This is a genomic window from Undibacterium sp. Ji83W, assembly GCF_049340385.1.
Classification (GTDB): Bacteria; Pseudomonadota; Gammaproteobacteria; order Burkholderiales; family Burkholderiaceae_D; genus Undibacterium.
Map to the genome: position 1 here is coordinate 91,108 of NZ_JBMPOZ010000021.1, position 23,177 is coordinate 114,284.

General features: G+C 49.2%; 26 protein-coding genes and 1 pseudogene. 26 read left to right on the top strand and 1 reads right to left on the bottom strand.

Annotation, left to right across the window (positions count from 1 at the left end; translation table 11 throughout):
* Positions 1–34 precede the first annotated feature (34 nt).
* Together ACO0LD_RS25695 and ACO0LD_RS25700 are read left to right on the top strand one after the other, a co-directional pair.
* The gene (locus ACO0LD_RS25695) at positions 35–490 is read left to right on the top strand and encodes a hypothetical protein (protein ID WP_423011290.1); all 456 of its coding nucleotides are present in this window, start codon (positions 35–37) and stop codon (positions 488–490) included.
* 148 nt (positions 491–638) lie between these two features.
* Positions 639–851 (top strand): annotated as a pseudogene (locus ACO0LD_RS25700) (helix-turn-helix domain-containing protein); the annotation flags it as partial.
* Here the strand turns inward: ACO0LD_RS25700 and ACO0LD_RS25705 are convergent.
* Positions 796–4,311, bottom strand: coding sequence for a CHASE domain-containing protein (locus ACO0LD_RS25705; protein ID WP_423011292.1), 3,516 nt, complete (start codon positions 4,309–4,311; stop codon positions 796–798). The pseudogene ACO0LD_RS25700 and the gene ACO0LD_RS25705 overlap by 56 nt on opposite strands.
* Before the next feature lie 1,255 nt (positions 4,312–5,566).
* On the opposite strand from ACO0LD_RS25705, the gene ACO0LD_RS25710 reads away from it, so the two are divergent.
* From ACO0LD_RS25710 to ACO0LD_RS25825, 24 genes are all read left to right on the top strand, one after another.
* Entirely contained in the window at positions 5,567–5,887 is a 321-nt protein-coding gene (locus tag ACO0LD_RS25710) for a hypothetical protein (RefSeq protein ID WP_423011294.1), read from the top strand.
* Positions 5,877–7,124, top strand: a complete 1,248-nt coding sequence (locus tag ACO0LD_RS25715; protein WP_423011296.1) for a PBSX family phage terminase large subunit — start codon at positions 5,877–5,879, stop codon at positions 7,122–7,124. The genes ACO0LD_RS25710 and ACO0LD_RS25715 overlap by 11 nt, the downstream gene beginning before the upstream one ends.
* 8 nt (positions 7,125–7,132) lie before the next feature.
* Complete coding sequence (locus tag ACO0LD_RS25720; RefSeq protein ID WP_423011298.1) at positions 7,133–9,502, top strand: portal protein; 2,370 nt, start codon at positions 7,133–7,135, stop codon at positions 9,500–9,502.
* Positions 9,486–9,770 carry a hypothetical protein gene (locus ACO0LD_RS25725; RefSeq protein ID WP_423011300.1) on the top strand — a complete coding sequence of 95 codons (285 nt, stop codon included), beginning with the start codon at positions 9,486–9,488 and terminating at the stop codon, positions 9,768–9,770. Before ACO0LD_RS25720 ends, ACO0LD_RS25725 begins: the two co-directional genes overlap by 17 nt.
* Before the next feature lie 5 nt (positions 9,771–9,775).
* Positions 9,776–9,928, top strand: coding sequence for a hypothetical protein (locus ACO0LD_RS25730; protein ID WP_423011302.1), 153 nt, complete (start codon positions 9,776–9,778; stop codon positions 9,926–9,928).
* 274 nt (positions 9,929–10,202) lie between these two features.
* On the top strand, positions 10,203–11,183 hold the full coding sequence (locus ACO0LD_RS25735; RefSeq protein ID WP_423011304.1) for a hypothetical protein: 981 nt from the start codon (positions 10,203–10,205) through the stop codon (positions 11,181–11,183).
* Between the two features lie 24 nt (positions 11,184–11,207).
* A complete protein-coding gene (locus tag ACO0LD_RS25740) occupies positions 11,208–12,131 on the top strand; it encodes a DUF5309 domain-containing protein (RefSeq protein WP_423011306.1) in 924 nt (307 codons plus the stop codon).
* Between the two features lie 115 nt (positions 12,132–12,246).
* Positions 12,247–12,552: a hypothetical protein gene (locus tag ACO0LD_RS25745; protein ID WP_423011308.1), complete on the top strand. Its 306-nt coding sequence runs from the start codon at positions 12,247–12,249 to the stop codon at positions 12,550–12,552.
* Positions 12,552–12,836, top strand: a complete 285-nt coding sequence (locus tag ACO0LD_RS25750; protein WP_423011310.1) for a hypothetical protein — start codon at positions 12,552–12,554, stop codon at positions 12,834–12,836. The genes ACO0LD_RS25745 and ACO0LD_RS25750 overlap by 1 nt, the downstream gene beginning before the upstream one ends.
* Entirely contained in the window at positions 12,833–13,441 is a 609-nt protein-coding gene (locus tag ACO0LD_RS25755; protein WP_423011312.1) for a phage adaptor protein, read from the top strand. The genes ACO0LD_RS25750 and ACO0LD_RS25755 overlap by 4 nt, the downstream gene beginning before the upstream one ends.
* A gap of 92 nt (positions 13,442–13,533) precedes the next feature.
* Positions 13,534–14,220, top strand: a complete 687-nt coding sequence (locus ACO0LD_RS25760; protein ID WP_423011314.1) for a hypothetical protein — start codon at positions 13,534–13,536, stop codon at positions 14,218–14,220.
* A gap of 9 nt (positions 14,221–14,229) precedes the next feature.
* On the top strand, positions 14,230–14,649 hold the full coding sequence (locus ACO0LD_RS25765) for a hypothetical protein (protein ID WP_423011316.1): 420 nt from the start codon (positions 14,230–14,232) through the stop codon (positions 14,647–14,649).
* A gap of 89 nt (positions 14,650–14,738) precedes the next feature.
* Positions 14,739–15,503, top strand: coding sequence for a glycine-rich domain-containing protein (locus tag ACO0LD_RS25770; protein WP_423011360.1), 765 nt, complete (start codon positions 14,739–14,741; stop codon positions 15,501–15,503).
* A 2-nt stretch (positions 15,504–15,505) separates the two neighbouring features.
* Positions 15,506–15,643, top strand: a complete 138-nt coding sequence (locus ACO0LD_RS25775; RefSeq protein ID WP_423011318.1) for a hypothetical protein — start codon at positions 15,506–15,508, stop codon at positions 15,641–15,643.
* An 8-nt stretch (positions 15,644–15,651) separates the two neighbouring features.
* Positions 15,652–17,301, top strand: coding sequence for a hypothetical protein (locus ACO0LD_RS25780; protein WP_423011320.1), 1,650 nt, complete (start codon positions 15,652–15,654; stop codon positions 17,299–17,301).
* The gene (locus ACO0LD_RS25785; RefSeq protein ID WP_423011322.1) at positions 17,288–18,838 is read left to right on the top strand and encodes a hypothetical protein; all 1,551 of its coding nucleotides are present in this window, start codon (positions 17,288–17,290) and stop codon (positions 18,836–18,838) included. The genes ACO0LD_RS25780 and ACO0LD_RS25785 overlap by 14 nt, the downstream gene beginning before the upstream one ends.
* Positions 18,832–19,110 (top strand): hypothetical protein, encoded by a 279-nt coding sequence (locus tag ACO0LD_RS25790; RefSeq protein WP_423011324.1) that lies wholly within the window; start codon positions 18,832–18,834, stop codon positions 19,108–19,110. The genes ACO0LD_RS25785 and ACO0LD_RS25790 overlap by 7 nt, the downstream gene beginning before the upstream one ends.
* An 8-nt stretch (positions 19,111–19,118) precedes the next feature.
* Positions 19,119–19,379, top strand: a complete 261-nt coding sequence (locus ACO0LD_RS25795; RefSeq protein ID WP_423011326.1) for a hypothetical protein — start codon at positions 19,119–19,121, stop codon at positions 19,377–19,379.
* A gap of 3 nt (positions 19,380–19,382) precedes the next feature.
* On the top strand, positions 19,383–19,874 hold the full coding sequence (locus ACO0LD_RS25800; RefSeq protein ID WP_423011328.1) for a hypothetical protein: 492 nt from the start codon (positions 19,383–19,385) through the stop codon (positions 19,872–19,874).
* Positions 19,871–21,433: a hypothetical protein gene (locus ACO0LD_RS25805; RefSeq protein ID WP_423011330.1), complete on the top strand. Its 1,563-nt coding sequence runs from the start codon at positions 19,871–19,873 to the stop codon at positions 21,431–21,433. The genes ACO0LD_RS25800 and ACO0LD_RS25805 overlap by 4 nt, the downstream gene beginning before the upstream one ends.
* Before the next feature lie 127 nt (positions 21,434–21,560).
* Positions 21,561–21,842 carry a hypothetical protein gene (locus ACO0LD_RS25810; RefSeq protein WP_423011332.1) on the top strand — a complete coding sequence of 94 codons (282 nt, stop codon included), beginning with the start codon at positions 21,561–21,563 and terminating at the stop codon, positions 21,840–21,842.
* Positions 21,829–22,311, top strand: a complete 483-nt coding sequence (locus ACO0LD_RS25815) for a glycoside hydrolase family 108 protein (protein ID WP_423011334.1) — start codon at positions 21,829–21,831, stop codon at positions 22,309–22,311. Before ACO0LD_RS25810 ends, ACO0LD_RS25815 begins: the two co-directional genes overlap by 14 nt.
* Entirely contained in the window at positions 22,304–22,726 is a 423-nt protein-coding gene (locus ACO0LD_RS25820; protein WP_423011336.1) for a hypothetical protein, read from the top strand. The genes ACO0LD_RS25815 and ACO0LD_RS25820 overlap by 8 nt, the downstream gene beginning before the upstream one ends.
* Before the next feature lie 74 nt (positions 22,727–22,800).
* On the top strand, positions 22,801–23,046 hold the full coding sequence (locus ACO0LD_RS25825; protein ID WP_423011338.1) for a hypothetical protein: 246 nt from the start codon (positions 22,801–22,803) through the stop codon (positions 23,044–23,046).
* The last annotated feature ends 131 nt before the right edge of the window (positions 23,047–23,177 follow it).

Consider the following 23,177-nt stretch of genomic DNA (forward strand, 5'->3'; position numbering starts at 1 on the left):
TATTAACTGCACTTTATGACCTCAGGACCCAATAATGTTTTGGTTCAAGTTCCGCAAGACGCCAATAGTGAGCGCATTAGTTTTATTTGATGGTTTTTATGCTTCTGGCGCTCGAGAATGGGAGGAGTGGCATGCTGGTGTGCGCATGCATGGTGTTCGTTTTCATTACATGCGCTACTACGCCAATGGCGACTGGATTAGCTGTTACCGCGATCACCCGTTTGATTTCTGGGCTTTCACAGAAACTGTCACCGACGATCTCTTGGTACTTGCTAAACGCGGTCTTGCGCCACATGTTGGAGATTGTGACCCAAGTTGCTTTGCTGGGACATTCACGGTAGACAAAGACAATTTGATTGAATCATTTTCTCCAGATATGTTTGGCGGTCGCACTCGAAGTTGGAACAGGAGGATTGCGGAACGAAAATTAATTAGCGTCAACGATGGGAAAAAAACTTTCATACTCGAGTTCTCGCCGCGACCTGATTAGGCAGGTGGGTATCAGCGATATCATGTCGATTTACTGTGTCGTTTTTGGCTGTTACCAAGTGCTGACACTTTTTAATTTGTGACGGTGCTTGATAGTCGCTAACCTGAGCAAGTAATAACCAAGGTGTGCTTATTTATCCTGACCAGAACGGTGGCGTCAGCAGGCGCGACTCTTGCAAGCGCTGGAACGCCTTGCTGCTGGTAATGCAGTAGTCACAGTTGTCGATGCGCTAGGTTATGCGACACCGAGCAATTTTATTGCAAAGTTCAAGCGTTATTTGGGGCAGCCTCCGGGGCGATATTTTTTCAGGCTTGATTTTCTTTTTGTTGACTCGCAGCTTCAATACCTACAGGCAGGGTAAAGAAAAATTCACTGCCCTGGCCGATGACGCTGGTGAAACCAATTTGCCCGCCATGATGTTCGATGATGGCCTTGGAAATACTCAGGCCCAGGCCGGTACCACTTTTCTTATGGAAATCGGAAGAAATAGCCTGGGCAAATTTCTGGAAGATGCGCTCACGGAATTCGTCTGCGATGCCTATGCCCTGGTCGATGATGGCGACGCGTAATTGTCCGGTTTGTGCAGTCAGCAGCACATCGACAGTCGCACCCTGGGGTGAAAATTTGGCGGCATTTGAGAGCAGGTTGATGAGGACCTGGGTGATGCGGTCAGTGTCTATCTTGACTAAGTCTTCTTCGTGTTCAACTTCTGTCTGCAGCCTGAGACTGACCTGGTGCTGCTCTGCATAGGCGGCAGTGGCGGCGATGGCCTGTTCCAATACGGGGATCAAATGTACGTGGGCGAGATTGAATTCCATCTTGCCTGATTCTATTTTTTCTACATCGAGTATGTCATTAATCATCCTGACCAGACGTTGGCAATTCTTGGTGGCGATGTCGAGGATTTTTTCTGCACTGTCAGGCATTTTTCCTAACGCACCACCCATCAGCAAGCCAAGGGCACCGCGTATGGATGTTAGCGGGGTGCGTAATTCATGCGAAACGGTGGAGATGAATTCGTTTTTCATGACCTCGACTTTTTTGCGTTCTGTGATGTCGTAGGCGATATTGAGGAAGCCGGAAATTTCTCCTGTGCTGTCTTTCAGGGCTGTGACTGAGAGCATGACGGGGAGGCGGCTGCCGTCTTTGCGCCTGTATGTCCATTCACTTTCATCCGCCATGCCATGCAAGGCACGCAAGGCAAATACGGCAAACCCGGCGGCCACCGTGGTATCAAATTCCAGGCTGAGTTTTGCCGCCCGGGTGGCAAGCTCTGTAGCATCATGCAGGCAGACTGGAGTTTGCAGGCCTATCATTTCTGCCGCGCCATAGCCGAGCATGAGTTCTGCGCCTTTGCTCCAGACCTGTATCAAGCCTGCGGTGTCGGTGGCGATGATGGAAAAATTGGCGCTATGAAGTATGGCATTTTGCAAGGCCGTGGTGGCTGCCAGTTGCGCATTCAGGGCGAGGATGGCTTCTTCGGATTTTTTGCGTTGGCTGATGTCGGTGCCAACGGTGCAGACGCCGTAAATTTCACCTGACTCATTGCGCAAGGGTGTGAGCATGAGGATGTGGGTGGTGTCGATGCCGCCTGCAGTTACGGCGACCTCTGTGCGGTGTATGGTCCCGTTTCGTATTACTTCGTCCGACATGCGCATGTATTGTTCTGCCTTGTCCCTTGAGAAAAGATAGTACACGCTGGTGCCAACCAGACTGGGAATATTGGCGGGCTTGAAGAGTCTGTCATATTCCTTGTTGGCATAGAGATAGTTGCCATTCTTGTCGCGCAGGCAGACTGCCGATGCGGTGCTGTCCATGACGGCTTGCAGCAGCATGAGGTTTTCGTACTGGGCAACTTCATCGCGCTTGCGCTGGGTGATGTCGGTGCCGACACCGCAGGCGCCGAAGACTTCACCATCGGCATTGATGAGCGGGGATCGCACGACGAGGTAAGTATGCATGCCATCTTTTTGCTGCACTATGGCTTCGGTGCGCAATGCGGTCTTGGTGGCGATGACGGTTTGTTCAGCACTACGGTATTTTCTGGCCAGCTCATATGGGAAAACGTCTTCTATGATCTGGCCTATCAATTGCTCGCGCTTCATCTGGAAGACGTTTTCGTATTCCTTGTTAATGTAGAGGTAGCGACCCTCAAGATCACGTACATGGATATAGGATTCTGTACCTTCCATCACGGTTTGCAATAGCAGGCCACTGCGTATCAGTTCTTCTTTGCTGGCTTGTAGTTCCAGCGTGCGTTGCCTGACTTTATGCTCGATATGAAAGGCGTTGCCGCTGACGACCAGTAAATACACGCTGACGAGGCTGGTAAAGAATAAGCCGCCTATCAGGGTGGCCCAGGCTGACCAGGAATGATGCAACTGCCAATAGGCGGGCGAGGGCTGGGCGGTGAATTCAAATTCATGGTCGCCAAACAGGATGACACTGCGAAAACCCATTGTTGTCTTTTGCTTGTCCAGGGTATCGTAGACATCGGCCTTGTCGGCTGCACTATTGAGATCACGCAGGCGGAACAAGACCTGAGCGCGTACCTCTTCGGTAAATACATGCCTGATCAGGTCGTCCACTTGCAATACGCTGAGTACGACACCGCGAAAAGCGGCACGTCTTTCTTCTAGTGTAGACAAGGGGCTATGCCGCGCGTACACGGGCGCAAAAATCAGGCTGCCTGTGACATTTTTTGCCCTGTCTGTACTGACAATACTCAGGGGAGAACTGGTGCTCAGATGGCCTGTATCGCGCGCTCTTTCTATGGCAACTCTTCTGCCAGGCTCAGAGAATAGATCAAAACCCAGGGCTGGCCGGTTAGCCAGGTATGGCTCAACAAATTCTACGGGCAGATAAAATTCACGTGCAGTAGCCGGATCGAAAATGCCGCTGTCTGTACGCTGTTTGATGCTGAATGAGGCATGGCCTTCTTTTCTTAAGCTGGCTTCAAAGGCCGCTCTGTCCTTATGCAAGACCAAGGGAGCCCAGTCGACTGCAATGATGGTACTTTCTCTTTGCAGGGTAGAGCTGACAAAACTCTGGAAATCTGCTCTTGAGACATGGTCGGTGCTGGCAAAGAAGCGTTCCAGATTGCGCAGCAATTCGCTCTGGAAATCGAATCTTTGCTGTATGGCTTGCACCATGCGACTGGCTTCAGTTTCAAATTCCTGTTTTTGCCGGTCCAGCTCAGATTCACGCACGTAGAGGAAGACGGAAACAACAACCGATAGTGTTAGCAGCAAAGGCATGCCTACATTGAGGCGGCGGGATGTCCAGATAGTACGCGGGTGGCCTATCAGTATCATGACCAGCGGCGAGACAATGAGGACGCCGAGGATGTCACCTATCCACCAGGTGAGCCAGTTACCAAACATGTCAGCTGCAGGTAGCAAACCCAGGGTGAACAGGGAAAAGATACCGACACTGGCATTGACCAGACAGCCAACCGGGCCTGCCAGCAGCAGGAAGAGGGCAACATGGCGTTCATCATCCAGTGCCGCAGGATAGCCGACAAAGCGTTTGAGCAGATAGGTGCTGCTCATGGCCTGCAACATGGCACCGCTGGCAACCAGTAGCGCAAGGCCGGTAGTTGCTGCCGTCAATTGCCCCTTGCTCTCCCAACCTATCCACAAATTGAAAATGCATGAGCCCAGGGCCACACCAGGCAAGAGGCGATACCCGCCGATTAATACGGCAGTGACAGCAATGCCAGCCGGCGGAAAGACGGCAATGGCGTATCCGGGAGGAATCGCCAGCAGCAAGGCAATGCGTCCGAGTAGTATATAGACGAAGGCCAGCAGCAGATTTCTCATTACCAGAGATGAGAAATTGTTCAAGGACGATGCGGGCAAGATACCTGGCTCCCCATGGTGAACACCTCATAGCGAAAAATTTGCTTTGAATAATTATATGACTGAAAGCAAGCCATTGTGATTTTATTCATCTTGCGGGATTTGTGTTTTTATTTATGAGCTTGTTAGCGCTGGTTTTGCGCTGTAGTTCTGAGGGACATTTATAGTGAAATATAAGCCTAAGAAAAATTTGTACTGATTAAATAATCAGTGTATAGTGTTGTTCAGGGAGAGTTGTGCCCTGTTGCCATACTCTAGTGGCCTGTCACAGTGGAAATCGGAGTGCCTGCCATGTGCGCGACGATCATGGCTGCGTTACAAATGCTCGCGATAGCCTCGCTATCTCTCCGCTTTGCACCTTGCCCTGATTCGCCGGGTACATGCTCTTCACTCTCGATTCCACTATGACAGGCCACTAGTATCCCTCAGATAAAACCACGAACCCTGCTTTGAAAGAAGCGGGGTTTTTGGTTTTTAAAGCCTTGTTTTATTGATTATTTTCTTTTTATTAAAACGTGTGCCAGGCTGAATTCAGATGTTGTTTTCTTGTTGTGCTTGCGTACTTTAATTTAATAAGAAAAATTTGCACTGATTAAATAATCAGTATATAGTGTTGTTCAGGGCGAGCTGCGTCCTGTTGCCATACTGTTGTATCCCTCAGATAAAAACCACGAACCCTGCTTTGAAAAAAGTGGGGTTTTTGGTTTTGAGCTGCAGGATTTTTTCTTAAGCTTCTGAGCTGTGTTTTCAGGAGATTTTCTTGTTGGTGCTGAGCTTAAGAAAAATTTGCACTGATTATTTAATCAGTATATAGTTCTGTTCAGGGCGATTTGCGTCCTGAAGAATTTGATTTGTTAGATTTGATCTGGCCCCGCTACTGTAAAGCAGCGGGGCTTTTTGTTTTCTGCGTTTTGTTCACGAATTTTGTTGATGAATGCAGAAAATTGACCGAATTGCGCCGCACGACATGTTTGTGCTGGCGCTCAGGCTTTTACCTGTTTGTGATTGCAAGCGTATCCCCTATCACATAGTGCTGACCATACTGAACGCGAAGCAGCAGACAGGTAAATCTTTTTGGGCGTTGACGGGAATCATGGGAATGTGCGCCTGCAATTGCAGACCGTGCAGTCCTTGCAGATGCGCTGCCCATGATTCCCGGACGGGCCAATGCTGATAATCCTGGAGCAGGACAAGCCGCAAGGCATCCTGAAAATATATGAGTGAAAGCAAAATTGTGAAGACTGCTATTGCATCTGAGATGGCGGCCAAGCCAGTTACCAAGGCACGCGGACGGCCTAAGAAAGCAGTCAGTCAATCGACACTGACTGTCAGGGATGCGATTGCCAAAGCGGGTGAAGAACTCGGTGGTGCTTTGCGCCTGGCGCAATGGGCAAGGGAAGACCCGACAAATGAAAAAGCCTTTTGGACAGTTTTGTATCTGAAGATTTTGCCCCTGCAAGTTAATGGGGCTGGAGAAAACGGCGAACATCTGATTAGCGATATCGCCATCAAACTGGTCAAGCCGAATGCAGATTGAATGCGAGTTTCCTGAAAAGCTGGAATTCTTGTTCCAGCCAGCCCGCTACAAGGTGGCGCGTGGTGGGCGCGGTAGTGGCAAGTCCTGGGGTTTTGCCCGAGCATTACTGTTGCTGGGCGTGCAGAATATAGAGCGGATTTTATGTGCTCGTGAATTACAGAGATCGATCAAGCAATCTGTGCACCAGCTTTTGCGTGACCAGATTACTGCACTTGGCTTGAGTCATTTCTACCAGGTGTATGAATCAGAAATTCGCGGCATGAATGGCACGCGTTTTTATTTCAGCGGTTTGTCTGACCAGACGGCTGACAGCATCAAGTCATTTGAAGGTTGTACCAAGGTCTGGATAGAAGAAGGACAGAGTGTTTCAGACAGGTCATGGAGTATTTTGATACCGACTATACGCACGGCAGGATCAGAAATCTGGGTGACTTATAACCCGGAGCTGGAAACCGATCCTACTCATCAGCGTTTTGTCGCACGGCCACCGCATGATTGTGTTTCGATCTTGATGAACTGGCGCGATAACCCATGGTTCCCAGACGTGCTGGAAAGAGAAAGGCAAACCTGCATGCAGCGTGAACCTGAAGCTTATAAAAATATCTGGGATGGTGAATGCAAACCGGCAGTCAGTGGGGCGATTTATTACCACGAAGTTGCCAGTGCGCAGGGCAGGATTTGTCATGTGCCGTATGACCCCCTGCTGAAAGTGCATGTGGTGGTTGACCTGGGCTGGAATGATGCGATGGCGATCAGCCTGGTGCAAAGGCAAAGTTCGGAATTGCGGGTGATTGAATACCAGGAAGACAGCCACCAGACCCTGGATTATTACTCGGCCTTGTTGAAGCAAAAGAATATGAACTGGGGAAAATTATTTTTACCTCATGACGGTCGTAATAAGGATTTCAAGACTGGCAAGAGCGCAGAAGAAATCATGACGGCCTTGGGCTGGGATGTGGCAATCACACCCAGTATGAGTGTCGAAGATGGCATACGCCTGACGCGCATGACATTTGGACGCCTGTGGTTTGATGCGGACAAAACTGCGCGCCTGATTGAATGCGTAAAGCGTTATCGCCGCGTTATCAACCAAAGCACGAATGAAGCTGGCGCACCCTTGCATGATGAGTTCAGCCATGGTGCGGACAATCTGCGCTATATCTGCATCAATGCAGAAACGATGTCGAACGAAGAATGGGGCGGCAAACTGACTTACCCTAAATTTACTTATGCATAGAGGACGGAATGGCTAAAGCTTTATCTCAAGACGAATTGAAAGCACTGGTGCAGACAGAAATGCGCCAGAGCCTGGGTTATTCATCTTCGCGTTTGTCGCAAGCCAGGCAAAAGGCGGAATATTATTATCTGGGCCTGGCAGTTGGTGATTTGTCACCGCCAGAAGTGGATGGTCGTTCGTCCGTGGTTTCTACCGATGTGAGGGACACAATAGAGTCAATGTTGCCGCAATTGATGCTGACGTTTTGCGGCGGTGATTCCATCGTGGAATTTGAACCGCAAAACCCGGATGATGAAGCCAGGGCCAAGGCAGCGACTGAGTACGTCAATTACCTGTTCTTTAAAAAGAATAACGGCCACAAGATAGCTTATGTGTGGATGAAGGACGCTCTGTTACAAAAAAATGGCATCGTCAAGGTGTGGTGGGATACGCGCTTTGAAGAGGCGAAAGAAGAATATAAAGGTTTGAACCAGATAGAGTTGGCGCAAATTCTGGATGACCCTGAAATTGAGGTGATAGCTCAGCGGGCTTATCCGGATGAAGACGATACCAAACAACGCCAGCAGGCAGTTGAACAGATCAATCAGCAAATGCAGCAGGCGATGCAGGCACCTCAAGGACCACAGGCGAATCCTCAGCAACCCGGACAGCCACTTGGCCAGCCAAATATGCCGCCAGCAAGTCCGCAAGCTAATCCAGCGGTGCAACAGCTGCAAGCGCAGTTGCAGCAAATCCAGTCACAGCCACCAGAACTGCTGTACGACATTACTTGCAAGCGCGTGAAGACGGGTGGCAAGATACAAATCGACAATGTGCCACCTGAAGAATTTCTGATTGCGCGCAATGCCAAGGATATACAGACAGCCAAGTTTGTCGGACATAGAGTGCAGCGCACAGTGTCTGAGTTAAAATCCATGGGTTACAAGAACGTTGACAATATCAGTGGCGAAGATCAGGGGCAAGCCTTGAATCTTGAACGTATACAGCGGCTGAGCTGGAATGATGAAAATGCCTATTTGTCTGACGAAGTCACGAATGCTGATGACAGCCAGCGCAAGATATGGATCACGGAAGCGTATGTGCGTTGTGATTTTGACGGCGATGGCATCAGTGAATTGCGCAAGGTGACGGTAGCCGGCAATGAACTGCTTGATAATGAAGAGGTAGATTTCATCCCCTTTGTTGATATTACGCCTGTGCCATTGCCGCATACTTTCTTTGGACTGTCGATTGCTGATCTGGCGATGGAAAGCCAGAAGACCAAGACCAGCATCTTGCGCAGCCAGCTCGATAATCTCTATTTGAACGTCAATGGCCGTTATTACGCAGTCGAAGGCCAGGTGAATCTGGATGATTTGCTGACTTCACGACCTGGCGGAGTGGTACGTATCAAACAGCCTGGTGCGGTAGGCAGGCTGGACCAGGCGCAGGGCAATACAGGCGAAGCCATGGGTTTGCTGGACTATATACAGCAAGACCTGGAAAACAAGACGGGCTGGACACGCTATAGCCAGGGCAATGATTCTGATGGTCTGAATCAGACTGCGCAGGGCATGAATATCATCACCAACAAGGCAGACATGCGTTTGGACTTGATCTCGCGCAATTTTGCTGAAGGTTTTACTGAATTGTTCAAACTGGTGTTGAAATTGATATGCCAGCATCAGGACAAGAAAGCGCAAGTCAGGTTATCGAATGGCTGGGTGGATATTGATCCGCGTGAATGGCGCAATCAGTTTGACGTGAGTATCAATGTCGGCATAGGCCTGGGCAACAAAGACCAGAAAGTGAATCATTTGATGGCCTTGTTGGCACAACAGGAAAAGGTTTTTCCTTTGGGGATAGCGAATCCGCAAGGGATTTATCAATCCAGCTCAGAGCTGGCACGTTTGCTGGGATTCAAGAATGGTGACAAGTTTTTTAGCGACCCTGCTAAAAATCCACAAGCACCACCATCACCACCACCGCCTGACCCTGCGCAAATGCAGATGCAGGCCGAACAACAAAAGACACAGATGCAAATGCAGGCGAGTAAAGAAAAACACATGATGGACATGCAAATGCGCGAACGTGAATTGCAACAGGAAGCCATGCTGCGTGAGCGTGAACTGCAACTGGAAGCGCAAAAACAGCAGGCGCAGTCGCAGAACGATATGCAGGAACGCCAGCATAAAGCACAACTGGATGCACAATTGGCCCAGCAGCGCATGGAGTTTGAACGCTGGAAAGCACAGCTGGAAGCTGAAACCAGGATGATGGTGGCCCGTATTGCGGCAGAAGCGAAGATGCAGCCACAAGCTCAACTGGATGCTTGCGTGAACGGTTTAGCTGTGGGGATGGCAGATGGATTGACAGGAGCGAATGATGAGCACATTTGAACAACGCGTACACGCAGCCAGCCGCGCCAGGGAAGTGCTGGAGAACGAAGCCTATCAACAGGCATTTGCCAATATAGAAAACGAGGTCACAGAAAAATGGAAAAACTCACCAGCACGCGACGCCGAGGGACGGGAAAAACTCTGGATGTATCTGGCCATGTTGAAGAAACTCAAAAGCCAGCTCGATACAACGCTGGAGACCGGCAAGCTGGCGCAACTGGAAGTGGAGCACAAGCAAGGCCTGATGCATCGTTTGAAGAGCTGGTAAAGGTAGTGCAAGATTTCAAGGGCTGGAAGGATTCGGTTGCCATGGCTTTTCACCCGCATCCCACGGTGGCGATGATACAGACAGCCAAAGGCTGGGTCAGGGTAGCATGTGGCGAGGCTGCTTATCAGCTGAACAGTGGTGAATTAGTAAAAGTCTAGTGGACTGTAGCAGTTGAAGCAGAAGTGAAGGGCGCGTGCCCGGCGAACCAGGGCAAGGCGCAAAGCACATCGATAGTGGGACTATCGAGAGCATTTGCAACGCAGTCATGGTCGGCGCGCACGTGACAGGCATTCTGCTTTCAACTGATGCAGTTCACTTTTAGCGGTCCGGCACACTGGATGGCCGCAGTAGCGGCTTTTCTGCCGGATAAATCTTAACGCCGTGAGGCGCCGGGAATGGGTGGAAGTCCCATTCATTGATTGGAGAGGGAATATGGATAATCAGGTAACTGAACCCACAAGTAGTGCTTTGAATATAGATGGTGCAGCGCAAGCAATGGGCGCTTTTCTGGAACCACAGGCACATGAAAAAAGTGCCCAGGCTCTGGAGAAGGAAGTGCTTGATGACTTGAGTGGACGGAGAGACGGGAATGATACTTTGCCTGCAGAGCCAGGCATTGAGGATGCAGAGCAGGACTTGCATGCTGGAGATGATGAGGCTGTCACCATTGTAGTAGATGGCAAGACCGTTAATTTGTCCAAGGCAGAGCTGGCAGATGCCTATAAAAATGGCTTACGTCAATCCGACTACACCAGAAAGACCATGGAAGTGGCTGAACAGCGCAAGGCTGCTGACGCTGAAATCCATAGGGCAACCCAGGAGCGCCAGGAATATGCCAGCAATCTGCAAAAGATGGCGGCACAAATCGAAGGCGCTTTGAACCAGCAACAGCAGATAGACTGGGAACATTTGCTGGACAATAACCCGGCTGAATATCTGAAACAGCAGCACCTCTATCAAAGGAGACAAGCAGCCTATCAGAAAAATGTTCAGCAACAACAACACTTGGCGCATATTGCCCAGGCAGAGCAGGCGCACCATCTGGAGTCTGTGCTCCATACGCAGCAAGAAGAACTTCTTGCCAAGCTACCGGACTGGAAAGACAGCAGAAAGGCTGAGGCTGAAAGTAACGCCATTCGCCGCTATTTATTGGAGCAAGGTTTTGAACATCAACTGGTAGACAGCATTGCTGACCACAAGGCAGTTTTGCTGGGACGCAAAGCCATGCTGTACGACGCCATGATGTCCAAAGCCAATGCGGCAGCCAAACGTGTGACGAGCATACCGCAAAAGGTAGTCAGGCCGGGTGTGGGCGAATCACCCGGTGGTGATGGTCGTCAGGCTGCCATGCAGCGTCTTGCCAAATCCGGCAGAGTTGAAGACGCAGCATCCCTTTTTGCAAAATTTATTTAAGGTCGCGAGACCCCGGAGAAATCTATGACAGCACCAAGCAATACTTATGTAACGACCAGCGCAATTGGTAACAAGGAAGATCTCAGCGATATCATCTACCGCATTTCCCCCACCACTACGCCTTTGATGAATATGGCTGCCAAGGCCAAGGCCAGCAACACGCTGCATGAATGGCAAACGCAGGATCTGGCCAGCGCAGTTACCACCAATGCACAGGCTGAGGGTGACAATGCCACGGCCAAGAGCGTGACGCCGACTGTGCGTTTGAGCAACCGTACCCAGATCGCATCGAAGACCGTCATCGTCTCCGGTACACAGCAAGCGATGAACCCTGCGGGTCGCAAGGATGAACTGGCTTACCAGTTGTCCATGGCCTCGCTGGAACTGAAGCGTGATATGGAGTCGGCCCTGTGTCAACTCGATGTTGCCGCAACTGCACCGCGCCAGGCACGTGGTCTGATCGGTTGGGTGGTTGATAACGTCGATAATAATGCCGGTACTTTGGCATCGTACACAGGTAACACTGGCCGCACGGTCGGTACACCTCGTGCTTTCACTGAAGCACAGTTGAAGAACGTCTTGCAGAAATGCTATAGCGCCGGTGGCGAGCCTGACACCATCATGGTTGGTCCTGCGCAGAAGCAGACTTTCTCTACATTTTCTGGCAATGCTACACGTTTCGATAAGTCGGAAGATGCGAAATTGTATGCGGCGATTGATGTGTATGTATCTGACTTTGGTTCCTTGAAGGTGGTGCCAAACCGCTTCCAGGCAGCACGTGATGTGTTTGTCTTGCAGGCCGACAAACTGGCACTGGCTTACCTGCGCCCGTTCAGCACAATCGAACTGGCGACGACAGGCGATGCAGTGCAGCGTGAACTTGTGGTGGAATACACGCTGGAATGTCGCGCGCCGAAAGCGCATGGTGCGATTTACGACGTCTTGTAATTCCTGATGTCGCATTATGTAGTCAGCCTTATTTGGTGACTGCATTAAAAAGCTGGCGGGTGCAAGCCCCGCCTTTTTCAATTGAATTAAAACGCTGTGAAGCGCAGGAGGTTTTATGAATGGTGGATATATCACCGTCTCGAGTCAGACCACCGGGGTGGCAATAGCCACTTCGGGTACGTCCGCATCTGCAACTATTCCAACAATGTCCAGCGGTGAATTGCCGCGCTTTATTCGTGTCGCTGCGACCGCGCCAGCTTGTGTGCGTCTGGGAAAATCATCGGCGACTGCTCTGAGTACCGATTTGCAGATACAGCCCGGTGACGCTGTCATTCTAAGTGTGAATGGCAATGACAGGATTGCTGCGATACAGGTGGCTGCTGCGGGTGTGGTGCAGGTTTCTCCGCTGGAGAATATGTAATGGCAGTCATGACCAATATCCATGTCGAAGGTGGTGATGTCACGTTTGAGCGCGTACAGGATTGCACGGTCATTGCGGAGCATACCCAAGCTTTGCATAAAGAAGGAAAGCATGGTTCGACTGATATGCGACATGCAGCGTCTTTTCCCATGGTGATCGTAGAGAAATATCTGAACGATAAAGGCATCAGTTTCCAGGAATTCATGGTGGAAGCCGTGCATGTAAAGAGCATGCTGGCAGATCCGGCATTGTCTGCCTTTCGTGTATGGGGAGGCCGGGTATGAGCGCCATCACTGACTATGCAAGCTTGCAAACAGCCATGAGTAGCTGGTTGCATCGCACTGATCTGACTCCGTTCATTGCTGATTTTATTGCTCTGGCTGAAGCCAAGATGTCTTCGGACATTGTGGCGCGGCCCATGGACATACGCAGCAATCTGACGACAATAGCTGGTAATGCCTATGTGAACTTGCCGCTCGATATGCTGGAAATGAGACGGCTAATCTTGCGTAGCGATCCGGTCACAGTGTTGCGTTATGCCTCACCAGATCAACTCAGTGCTGATCATGCAGGTGCAGCGACTGGCAAGCCAGTGGCATTTTCTGTCATTGGTCAGCAACTGCAACTGGCACCGGTACCGGATGCAGCTTATCAACTGGAATTGACCTATCAGCAGCGCATACCGGCCTTGTCGACGATCAATACGACGAACTGGTTGCTGGCGGCTTTTCCCAACGTGTATCTGTACGCTGCTTTATGTGCTGCACAGCCTTTTATCATGAATGATGCGCGCATTCCTACTTTTGAAAAACTGTATTTGCAAAGTGTGGATGCCATCAATTCCATAGACTGGTATTCAGGTTCAACCATGCAAGTGAGGGCTAAATAATGGCATTGGAAACTGCAAATTATATCAATGATCTGACGATCACGAATCCAACGGCATCTGATCCAAAATCCCAGGGGGATGATCATATCCGCATGCTGAAAACGGTATTAAAGGAATGCTTTGCTGGTTTTACCGGCGCGGTGATTATTACTGCTGCAGAAACCGGTACGGCTGCGGCGCATGTCTTAAATCCTGCTACTGCTTTGTTGGCTTATACAACGGGACTGTTGTTGTTGTACCGACCTGTCAATGTGGGGACCGGTGCTTTAACTATGAATGTATCCGGTCTTGGTGCGAAGCCGGTCAAGACTTTGTTGGGGGCGGACCCTACTGCTGGCGACATCATAGCTAATCAGCCATTGCTGTTGATGTATGACGGTACGAATTTTGTCATCATTGCAGGATCGGAGACTTTGTTGAGGACTGGCAATCAGACTTTGACGGGGAATTTGACGTTGAGTGGTAATCAGACTGTGAGTGGTTCTTTGGACGTGGGTGGAGCGTTGACTGGCACAAGTATGAATGCCAAGGCGAATAAAGCCGGGGAAAGCTACGCTGGTGCACATGATTTCTCAACAGCTGTGCTGAGCGTTGCAACCCCGATTTCTGCCGCTCATGCAGTTAGCAAGATGTACGCAGATGGATTGGTCTTTTCTGCAGTTTTGCCTGGGCAGAGTGTCGCGACAACAGGTCAGACTATTTTAAGTGATGGCAGCACCGCTTTTTGGGGTGATGCGGGCTCGGTCGGTAGTGATCTGTATTTATACAATAATTTTTAAGGAGATTGCATGGCAGCGAACCAAAAACCTATATTTCCATTGACTCCAAAATTTCCGGCGACGATGCCGTCAGTAATTACTGCGGCCAATACTGCCAAAGATGGCACTGGTACGGTGACACAAATTTCTGCGCCTGCAGGTGTCAATGGTGCATTCGTTGAAAGCGTGGAGGCGCTCCCAATTGGTACGAATACAGCGTCAGTTTTACGCGTATTTTTGAATAATGGTGCTACGACAACCACAGCTACAAATAACATACTTTGGGAAGAAGTGAATTTGCCCGCTACGACTTTAACTGAAATCGCAGCTCAGACGAAGGTTGTGATTCCTGTTAATCGTGCTATTCCAGCAGGATATATATTGTACGCCACCATCGGGACAGCGGTAGCTGCCGGCTGGCGTGTACGTGTGCACTCGGGGGATTATTAATTATGACTGGGTTTACGGGTTTTGTGGGGGCTGCGCCGCGAGGGGCGGGTTTTCAGGTGTTTAAAACATCGGGAAATTTTCAAGTGCCAATGGCTAACTATTATTTAGTCGATGTATTTGGAGCGGGCGGTAGTGGTGCAAGTGTCGCAACTTATGCTTCTGGAGGTGGTGGTGGAGCAAGGCATAGGTCTATGATTCCTGCGCAATTGATGAAGCCTGGCGCAGTTGTGCCGGTGGCAGTAGGAGCTGGTGGTGCTAGTGTTACCACTGGGGGGGGAGGGGGTAATACGGGAGGAAAGTCGTCTTTTGGTTCTGCAATATTAGGTTTTTTAATCGAGGCTTACGGTGGAGGTGGAGGCGGTTTGGGTTGCGGTGGAGGGGGCGGTGGTTTAGCTGGAATTGGCACAAGTGGAGGTTTGGGAGGCGCTCCATGCATCCGAATGGGAAATGCAAGTATTTCAAACCTTAATTGGAATGCGTCTAGTGATTATGGCGGGGCTTGCGGTGAAAATTCGGGACAAGGGAGCAGCGCAGTTTGGGGAGGCGCTTCAGGTGGCGCAACGAACGTTGGCTTTACTGGCGGTGCAAGTTTATTTGCTGGCGGAGGAGGCGGTCCCGGTTGGTCGCAAAATAGAGGAGGTAAATCTGGCGCGTATTCGGGTCAAGTCACAGCTAATACTGTGGATGGTGTATTGCACGCTCTCATGGGTGGTGCAGGCTCTGGTGGAACGAGTGCGCAATCAACTGGCCTCAATGGATACGACGGTGGCTTCCCCTCCGGTGGTGGAGGTGGGACTGATTCAGGTACCTCCGGCAAGGGGGGGGATGGCTTGGTTGTTATTTATTGGTGGTAAATATGAAAAGCGCACAAATTGAAAATGGCATCGTAGTGAATATTGTTCTGGGCGTGGTAACAGGCTACATTCCCTGCGACGATATTGTATCAATAGGTGACCATTGGAACGGTCAGGTATTTACTAAACCGAAAGAGTGAGGTTTATCATGACACAAAATAATATTGTTGGAATCGGCAATGACCCGATTAAACCTGCCAACCAGCTAAGCAGAAACAAGTCGTATGACTGGTACACACCATTTGGACGGATCGGCGACCAGGAAGGGATGGACTACTGGGATAATGAAATCACCAGTAAGGGATATGATACTGCATACCGAAACTTCCTTACTGCCACTGCACAGAATATGGCAAGTGGCAAGGGTGTTGGTGCGGATAGCATCTCAGATCAAAAATTCACTAATAAATCAGCTGATTGGTACACGCCATTTGGTCGAATTGGTGATCAGGCAGGCATCGATTATTGGAATAACGAGATAAAAAACAAGGGCTATGATGTTTCTCACAATGCATTCCTGGTCGCCGCTGCGCAAAATCTCACGAATGGCAAGGGAGTAGGATCTTCAAATATTCAAACCCAGATGCCGGTAGATTTTGGCACTGGGCAGGCATCAGCTAATTCGAATCGCACTTCGCCACCTGTCAGTGCAAAAAACGAACCCGTCTATAACACCATGTCCATGGACAGGTCCTCCAGTTTCGATAATGGGGGAGCTAATGATTATTTATCTCAGCTGAAAAACAAATATGGTCGTTACGTCATGGGTGATGTTAATCCATTTTTAAATTTGAATAGCTCCGCGGCATTCGTCAGCGGCCTTATGAATGGCGCCGGAGCTGGGGCCAATTTCAGTGATGCGCAAAAAGCAGAAGTCAGATATGACTACCTCAAAGCCAGCCAGGAAGCGGGTTTGCAAGGTAAAGTCAATGATCAGGATGCACAATGGCTGAAACTGGCTGGTCAGAATGGCTATGGCTACACGCAGGACAGTGTCCTGGACACCGCAAACAGAAAAGTGTTTGGTGGCAATGCCAGTCAGGCAGATGTGGATGTGCTTAATTATTTTCAGCAAGGGCCCGATGCATGGAAGAAAGGCTCTGGCGTATTTGAAGGGTTGGCAGACAAATACGGCGCATCGCCGCAAATGCGGGCGTGGGCAAATGAGATGGGTTACACGCCACTACAGACTTCAGGCATGTATTCAAATGATCCCTACCAGGACATGCAAAAGAGGATAGAGACTTATGGCAGTCTCAATTCAGCACAACAGTCGTATTTACAGCAGCAATTACAAGGACTGTCTTCCACGCAACGTCAGCAGATGCAGCAGTTCTTTCCACAGCAGCAAGGCGCATCACAGCAACAGCAAACACAGCAACAGAATCCTTATTTGCAGCCATTTCAGCAAACGCCTGCATATAACCAGGCAGTAAATACAAACTGGGCTAGCACTAATCAACCAGCGGCCAATCAGTACTGGGGACAAAATAGCACACAGCAGGAAGTGGCGAATACGTCAAATGGGAAGCAGGATTTTCCTTCGAAACAATCGGGTTGGAATCAGTTTCAATCCTCGGGGCAGCAATATGATAATTCTGCCCCGCCTTGGGGGCAGTCATATCAAAATCAATCTTCGTCATGGGGACAGGTAAATCAAAGTCAACCCTATAACGGTGGCTTTCAAAACAATTTTCAGCAACCGAGGGGATTGCTCAATCAGGGCTCTGGACAGCAACAACCTGCCAACAACAATCAAAACCGCTATGGATTATTAAGCGCATATGGCTCTCGTTAAAATACAAAATGTCGGGCAATTCGGGGTGAATAAGGATCTTTCCCAGCATGAAATACCTGTCAATGCCTGGACAGATGCGCGTAATATTCGCTTTCTTGACGGCTATGCCTACCAGTTTTATGGGCATGGTGAAGTGTACAACTCCCCAACTGTAATACCGCAATACGTTTTGCCGGTGACAATATCCAGTAACCGCTACTGGGTATACATGAGTGCCACTAAATCATATGTAGTTACTTATGCTGGTGGAGTCGTTACTCATACCGATATTAGCCATACAGTGCCAAGAGCAGGTGTGGTCAATCAGTGGACCCATGCCTTGCTGTCGGGTTTGCCGATACTGAATGTCGGTGATGCGTTGAAAGTACCGATGTGCTGGGATTTGAATGTGGCCAACAAGTTTGTTGACTTGCCTAATTGGCCAGCAAATACCTATTGCAAGTCCTTACGAGCATACAAGAATTTTCTGATCGCTATGAACTTGACTGTTTCGGGAGTAAATAAGCCATTTCTGGTCAAGTGGTCGCATCCGGCTGATCCAGGTGCTTTCCCGGTAAGTTGGGACGCTGCAGATGCAACTAAAGATGCAGGTGAAGTTGATCTGGCAGAAGCAAACAGCCCTGTTGTCGATGGCTTGCCTTTACGCGACTCTTTTATCATTTATACAGAAAATTCTACTCATCGTATGGATTTTGTCGGTGGGCAGTCGATGTTCCGGTTTTCTAAAATATTGGGCATGTCAGGCTTGCTCAATCGTAATTGTGCAGTTGAATTTGATGGCTGGCATTTTGTTGTGACTGGTTCTGATGTCATTGTCCATGATGGACAGACAGCAACTTCAGTGCTGGACAAGCAGACGCGTAGATTCTTTTTTCAAAATATCGACGTCAATTATCGCAGTAATGTATTCGTGTTCAAGAATCCATTCCTGAACGAAATTTATCTGGCTTATCCTTCTATCGGTTCCAGCGTGTGTGACAAGGCTATGGTTTACAATTTTGTCGATAAGACGGTTTCTTTCCGTGATTTACCCAACGTGAACCATGCAAATTATGGTGCTGTATCAAGTGACCTTGGTGGCACGTGGGCGCAAGATTCAGATTCCTGGGATTCTGACCTGACATTTTGGAGCGGCCCAGATTACACACCTGATACTGCACGTGTAGTCATGGCGTCAAATGATCAAAAGTTTTATATGCTGGATGCTTCTGCCTCATTCAATGGAGTCATGCCGAATGCTTTTCTTGAACGCCGGGGTTTATCTTTTGACACACCTGAAAGCATTAAATTAGTCAAGGGAGTACGCCCCCGCATCGTCGGTAATAATGGTGAGACTGTCATGATCAGCGTAGGATATGCCAACACGCCTTATGATGAACCGGTATGGGTTACTGGCACCTACACCATAGGCTCGACTGTTGCGGTAGATTTGTTTGCCAGCGGTCGTTATATTGCACATCGTTATGCATCTGGATCGGCCTTTCAATGGCGACTCGATTCGGTTGATCTCGACGTTGAAACAATGGGGGTATGGTGAGATTAAGCAATTCAAACACGGTGGCCTATTCGCCATCACAAGTACCAGGTGACGCTGCAGAAATGCAGCGTTTTTTTTCGTCTGAATTGCAAAAAATAGCTACAGCTGTCACCGGCTTGTCTCTGGGACACCTGGATAAGACTACAGTTGCGCCAGCCAAGCCCAGAGACGGGGACATTCGCTACGCTGACGGCGTCAATTGGAATCCAGGTTCCGGTACAGGTGTGTATTACTACAAAGCAACAGCATCTTCCTGGATATTTTTAGGTTAGGAAAAAACATGGAAAGAGGAATACTTGGCAGTCACCACATGACTAGTGGCGGGCTTTTACAGCGAGCGCAAGACAAAGCAAATGCTTTGCGATTAGCCAATGCACTATTGAACGACCAAAGCGCAAAGACGGTGGCTGCTGTTATAGCTGATCTAAAGAGACATCACGTCCCTGAAACAAAAAAAATAATCCAGTCGCTTGAGCATATGGCAGGAAAGCCAGAAATGATCAAGCAATTCGCCACTGCAATTTTGCAAAAATTTGGGTGACACATGAACACACTCATCGAACAAGAAAATTTTTTTTCACTTAATACGCACAAGACCAAATCAGAAATACGCGATCTAATTTTACGACTGCAAGATCAGATGCTTTCTGCAAGAGATACCGGTAATTTTACGGAAATGGATTTTCCTGTCCGCCATTTCTTCGCTCCAGGGTCGTACGGGCGCGAAATGACATTACCTGCTGGCGGCTTAATCATCGGAAAAATACATAAGCATGCGCATTTGAACATCATCTCAAAAGGACATGTTGCAGTGTTGACAGAAGACGGGCCTGTTGAATTTCGTGGTCCGTGCACCTTTGTTTCTTCACCAGGCACCAAGCGTGTTGTGCTAGTGCATGAAGAAACAATCTGGACAACCATTCATGTTACTGATGAAACGGATCTTGAGAAAATTGAAGAGGAAGTTATCGCAAAAAATTTTGAAGAAATTGATGCATTGGAAATGATTGCGAGCATAAAAGGAGAATTGACATGACATGGGGATATATCGGTGGTGCGGCGGTAAGCGTAATCGGTGGAGCGTTGCTCAAGGATGATCCGAAACCCTCGGGCCAAAGTGGCCAGGCGCAGCTAGATCCACGCATCGCCAACATACTCTTTGGCACAGGCAGGGTACTTAAGTCTGGTGCAACGCCGACTGAAATAAATGAATCAGGTGTTCCAGTTTATGACGAAGGCGACTATATCAACGACAATGGCTTGTTGGGGCGCTATCAGGGCTTGTTTGATAAAAAACAAAATCAGGGATTAGCCAATTATGGCCAGGCCGCCGACAATTATCTCGGCACCAATTCTGCCTGGGATATGGGGGAAGCGCGAGATTCAGCCTTCAGATTGATGAAAAACGCCTATGACCCTGTCAGCATGCAGGCAGCACAAGGCGCTTACACCATGCCCATGAATGCTGCTTTCAGCCAGATGCCACAAGCGTATCAGGCGGCGACTTCTGCCTTGGCGCAAGCAGGCCCTGCTGCGTTGATTAACGCTCCAGGGCAAAATAATCTTGGTCTGGGCCGGGCTTTTCAAGATGTGATTTATGGCGATCTTGGGAATAATCCCTATCTGGCTGGCGCTATCCAGAAAGGCTTGAATCAAAGTTCTGCACAATTCCAGAATTTGCAAAACGATGCCATGCAACAGTTCAAGGAAGACATCCTGCCTTCTTTACGTGGAGATGCCATTACCAATGGCCAATATGGTGGATCACGCCAAGGCATCGCAGAAGGAAAGGCGGCAGATTCTCTTGCACGCAATATGAGCCGCGCCTTGTCACAAGTTGGACAAAACATGACAGACGCTGCGGTTGCTGCGCAATCCGGGCAGTATAACCAGGACAGGCAAAATCAGCTCAATGCAGCGATGGGGTTGTCAGGCCAGCAATACAATGTGGCGGGACAGGATGCAGGCGCAAAGAATCAGGTCAATCTCGGCAATGCGCAGATGGCTAACAATAATAATCAATTCAATGCAACGGCACAAAATAATGTGTTGTCGCAATTGTTTGGCGGGGCTTTGCAAACCAATCTGGCTAATGCAGGTTTCTTGCAGCAAGCCAATCAAAATAATTATCAAGGCATGCAGGCGACCAATATGGCAAACCTGGGTAATCGCCAGCAAGCCAATATGCAAAACGCTGCATGGCAGTTGGCGAATAACCAGCTCAATAGCCAAAACAAACTGAATGGCCTCAATGCGGTTACTTCATTAATCAATAATGCTTATGGAGTTGCCAATAATCAGAATGATTATGCATTGAATCAGGCCAGCAGGATCAACGGCCTCCTGTCTCCGTACATGGGCATCAGCAGCACTTCAAGCTCGAATGGCTCATCCGGTAATCAGAGTGGTGGATTGGGATCAAATTTGCTGGGTGGTTTGGTCAAAGGGGTCGGTAGTATTTTTGGTGGTGGTGGTGGTGGTGGTGGTGGTATAGGTAGTGCCGCCAATAATACTGGCGACCCTGTCTGGACTTATCTTCCCAATAACAAAGGAGTTAGCGGTTACCCCGAAGGGCAAACAGCTGGCGGCGTTTGAAATGTGATTGGTGTGAACACACGTCAACCTTGTTGAAAGCTGGACTATGTTGAGGATACTTATCTATCCAGTCCAGCTTCATTGTCACTATCCTCATTGAAGCCCCATATTTGTAAGGATCCTATTCATGAACATTTCCAATAACGCAGAAACCGCCGCGAGCCAGGTGGTAGAGGCGATAACCAACAACCCTAAAACTGCGTTGGCCGTACCAGCGATCACGACCGCAATTGCACCTCTTACTTCGATTGCTGAAATACAGGGCTATCTGTCGATTGCTTCGATGCTGATAGGTATAGCCATTTCACTCATCCTGCTGCGCCAGCGCTGGGTCAGTCTGCAAACGGCTGAAATTGAAAAACAAGAAGCAGAACAACGATGGAAAGAACTTCAACATGAACAACTTTGATATATGCATTGCCCCAGTATTGAAAAACGAAGGCGGTACCAGTAATCACCCTCTCGACGCAGGCAAGCTCACCAGGTTCGGTATCAGCCAGCGCAGCTACCCCAAACTGGATATTGCAGCGCTCACGACAGAGCAAGCCAAAGCGCTTTACAAGCGTGATTTCTGGGATGCCAATCAGTTGGACCAATTCCCGTTGGTAGTTGCTTTTGAATTCTTTGATTGTGCAGTTAATTGCGGCGCAGGCACGGCAGCAAGATTACTGCAACGTGCAGCCAGTGTGGCTGAAGACGGTATCGTCGGTCCCATCACCGTAACAGCAGTTGGCAAATTCAATGCTGACAAACTAGCCAAACGCATGCTGGCTCACCGGATTCAGTTCTACACCAAATTATCCAACTGGCCCAGCTTTGGTGCGGGTTGGGTCAACCGGCTGGCAAACAATGTTTTATGGGAGACCGATCATGTTTGAAAAAATCAATGCAGTCATTAATCTTTTTCGCAAAGGCAGCGAGGTCAGCAATGTCGAACTCTGGAAAAACGGTGGCATCTCAGTCGCCGCTCTGGCAGCAGCATTGGGTGCGCTGGTGCAATTTGGTGATGCATTTGGTATTCACCCGGACATCACGTCAGAGCAGATCAATGGTCTTGCTATTGGCGTTGTCAGTCTTGTTGGCGTCGTGCTCCCAGTTATTACCTCTAAAAGAGCCGGCCTATTGCCAGCAAAAACAAGGCAACCGGTTCCAATCGAAGAACATAGCTTCATTAGCAGCCTGCAAGCAATATCAACACCTATGGCAACAACCATACTGCAGCACCAGTCTGGCACCGCAATTGTCGACAGCGACAATCCACTTGCCGAACTCGACACCACATTCCGCAGGTGATTCGGCGCGCGATTACTTTAAGTCAATCGACGGCATCACCCTGAAATATAAATGTCAATTTTAAAGGACAAACCATGCTGCAAATCGCCGCAACCATATTGCAAGTCATCAGCTTTCTGGCTGAACACAAGGAGCAGATCAAGAAACTGATACTCGACATAGAAAGCCTGATCCCTGCGACACCAGGTAATAGCAAGGCTCTGATCATACGCAATTTCATCGCCACCAGTCTTAACGTGGAAACACAAATTGAACAAGCCTGGCCTTTCATCAACGGCTTGTTTAATGATCTGGTTGCTACTACCAAACGACCTAGTTAGATAACTTACTTGCCAAGCATAACGAGAAAGAGGCTGCCTATCTAGGGCAGCCTCTTTTTTTGTCCATAAAAATTAGCGCTCTATTGATAGCTATTCATAAGCCCAGGCGAGAGCAGGTATGGCAAATCCAT

Coding starts and splice junctions, on each gene's coding strand:
- ACO0LD_RS25695 (WP_423011290.1), top strand. CDS start 35: ATGTTTTGGTTCAAGTTCCGCAAGACGCCAATAGTGAGCGCATTAGTT.
- ACO0LD_RS25705 (WP_423011292.1), bottom strand. CDS start 4,311: ATGAGAAATCTGCTGCTGGCCTTCGTCTATATACTACTCGGACGCATT.
- ACO0LD_RS25710 (WP_423011294.1), top strand. CDS start 5,567: ATGAGTGAAAGCAAAATTGTGAAGACTGCTATTGCATCTGAGATGGCG.
- ACO0LD_RS25715 (WP_423011296.1), top strand. CDS start 5,877: ATGCAGATTGAATGCGAGTTTCCTGAAAAGCTGGAATTCTTGTTCCAG.
- ACO0LD_RS25720 (WP_423011298.1), top strand. CDS start 7,133: ATGGCTAAAGCTTTATCTCAAGACGAATTGAAAGCACTGGTGCAGACA.
- ACO0LD_RS25725 (WP_423011300.1), top strand. CDS start 9,486: ATGATGAGCACATTTGAACAACGCGTACACGCAGCCAGCCGCGCCAGG.
- ACO0LD_RS25735 (WP_423011304.1), top strand. CDS start 10,203: ATGGATAATCAGGTAACTGAACCCACAAGTAGTGCTTTGAATATAGAT.
- ACO0LD_RS25740 (WP_423011306.1), top strand. CDS start 11,208: ATGACAGCACCAAGCAATACTTATGTAACGACCAGCGCAATTGGTAAC.
- ACO0LD_RS25745 (WP_423011308.1), top strand. CDS start 12,247: ATGAATGGTGGATATATCACCGTCTCGAGTCAGACCACCGGGGTGGCA.
- ACO0LD_RS25750 (WP_423011310.1), top strand. CDS start 12,552: ATGGCAGTCATGACCAATATCCATGTCGAAGGTGGTGATGTCACGTTT.
- ACO0LD_RS25755 (WP_423011312.1), top strand. CDS start 12,833: ATGAGCGCCATCACTGACTATGCAAGCTTGCAAACAGCCATGAGTAGC.
- ACO0LD_RS25760 (WP_423011314.1), top strand. CDS start 13,534: ATGCTGAAAACGGTATTAAAGGAATGCTTTGCTGGTTTTACCGGCGCG.
- ACO0LD_RS25765 (WP_423011316.1), top strand. CDS start 14,230: ATGGCAGCGAACCAAAAACCTATATTTCCATTGACTCCAAAATTTCCG.
- ACO0LD_RS25770 (WP_423011360.1), top strand. CDS start 14,739: ATGGCTAACTATTATTTAGTCGATGTATTTGGAGCGGGCGGTAGTGGT.
- ACO0LD_RS25775 (WP_423011318.1), top strand. CDS start 15,506: ATGAAAAGCGCACAAATTGAAAATGGCATCGTAGTGAATATTGTTCTG.
- ACO0LD_RS25780 (WP_423011320.1), top strand. CDS start 15,652: ATGACACAAAATAATATTGTTGGAATCGGCAATGACCCGATTAAACCT.
- ACO0LD_RS25785 (WP_423011322.1), top strand. CDS start 17,288: ATGGCTCTCGTTAAAATACAAAATGTCGGGCAATTCGGGGTGAATAAG.
- ACO0LD_RS25790 (WP_423011324.1), top strand. CDS start 18,832: ATGGTGAGATTAAGCAATTCAAACACGGTGGCCTATTCGCCATCACAA.
- ACO0LD_RS25795 (WP_423011326.1), top strand. CDS start 19,119: ATGGAAAGAGGAATACTTGGCAGTCACCACATGACTAGTGGCGGGCTT.
- ACO0LD_RS25800 (WP_423011328.1), top strand. CDS start 19,383: ATGAACACACTCATCGAACAAGAAAATTTTTTTTCACTTAATACGCAC.
- ACO0LD_RS25805 (WP_423011330.1), top strand. CDS start 19,871: ATGACATGGGGATATATCGGTGGTGCGGCGGTAAGCGTAATCGGTGGA.
- ACO0LD_RS25810 (WP_423011332.1), top strand. CDS start 21,561: ATGAACATTTCCAATAACGCAGAAACCGCCGCGAGCCAGGTGGTAGAG.
- ACO0LD_RS25815 (WP_423011334.1), top strand. CDS start 21,829: ATGAACAACTTTGATATATGCATTGCCCCAGTATTGAAAAACGAAGGC.
- ACO0LD_RS25820 (WP_423011336.1), top strand. CDS start 22,304: ATGTTTGAAAAAATCAATGCAGTCATTAATCTTTTTCGCAAAGGCAGC.
- ACO0LD_RS25825 (WP_423011338.1), top strand. CDS start 22,801: ATGCTGCAAATCGCCGCAACCATATTGCAAGTCATCAGCTTTCTGGCT.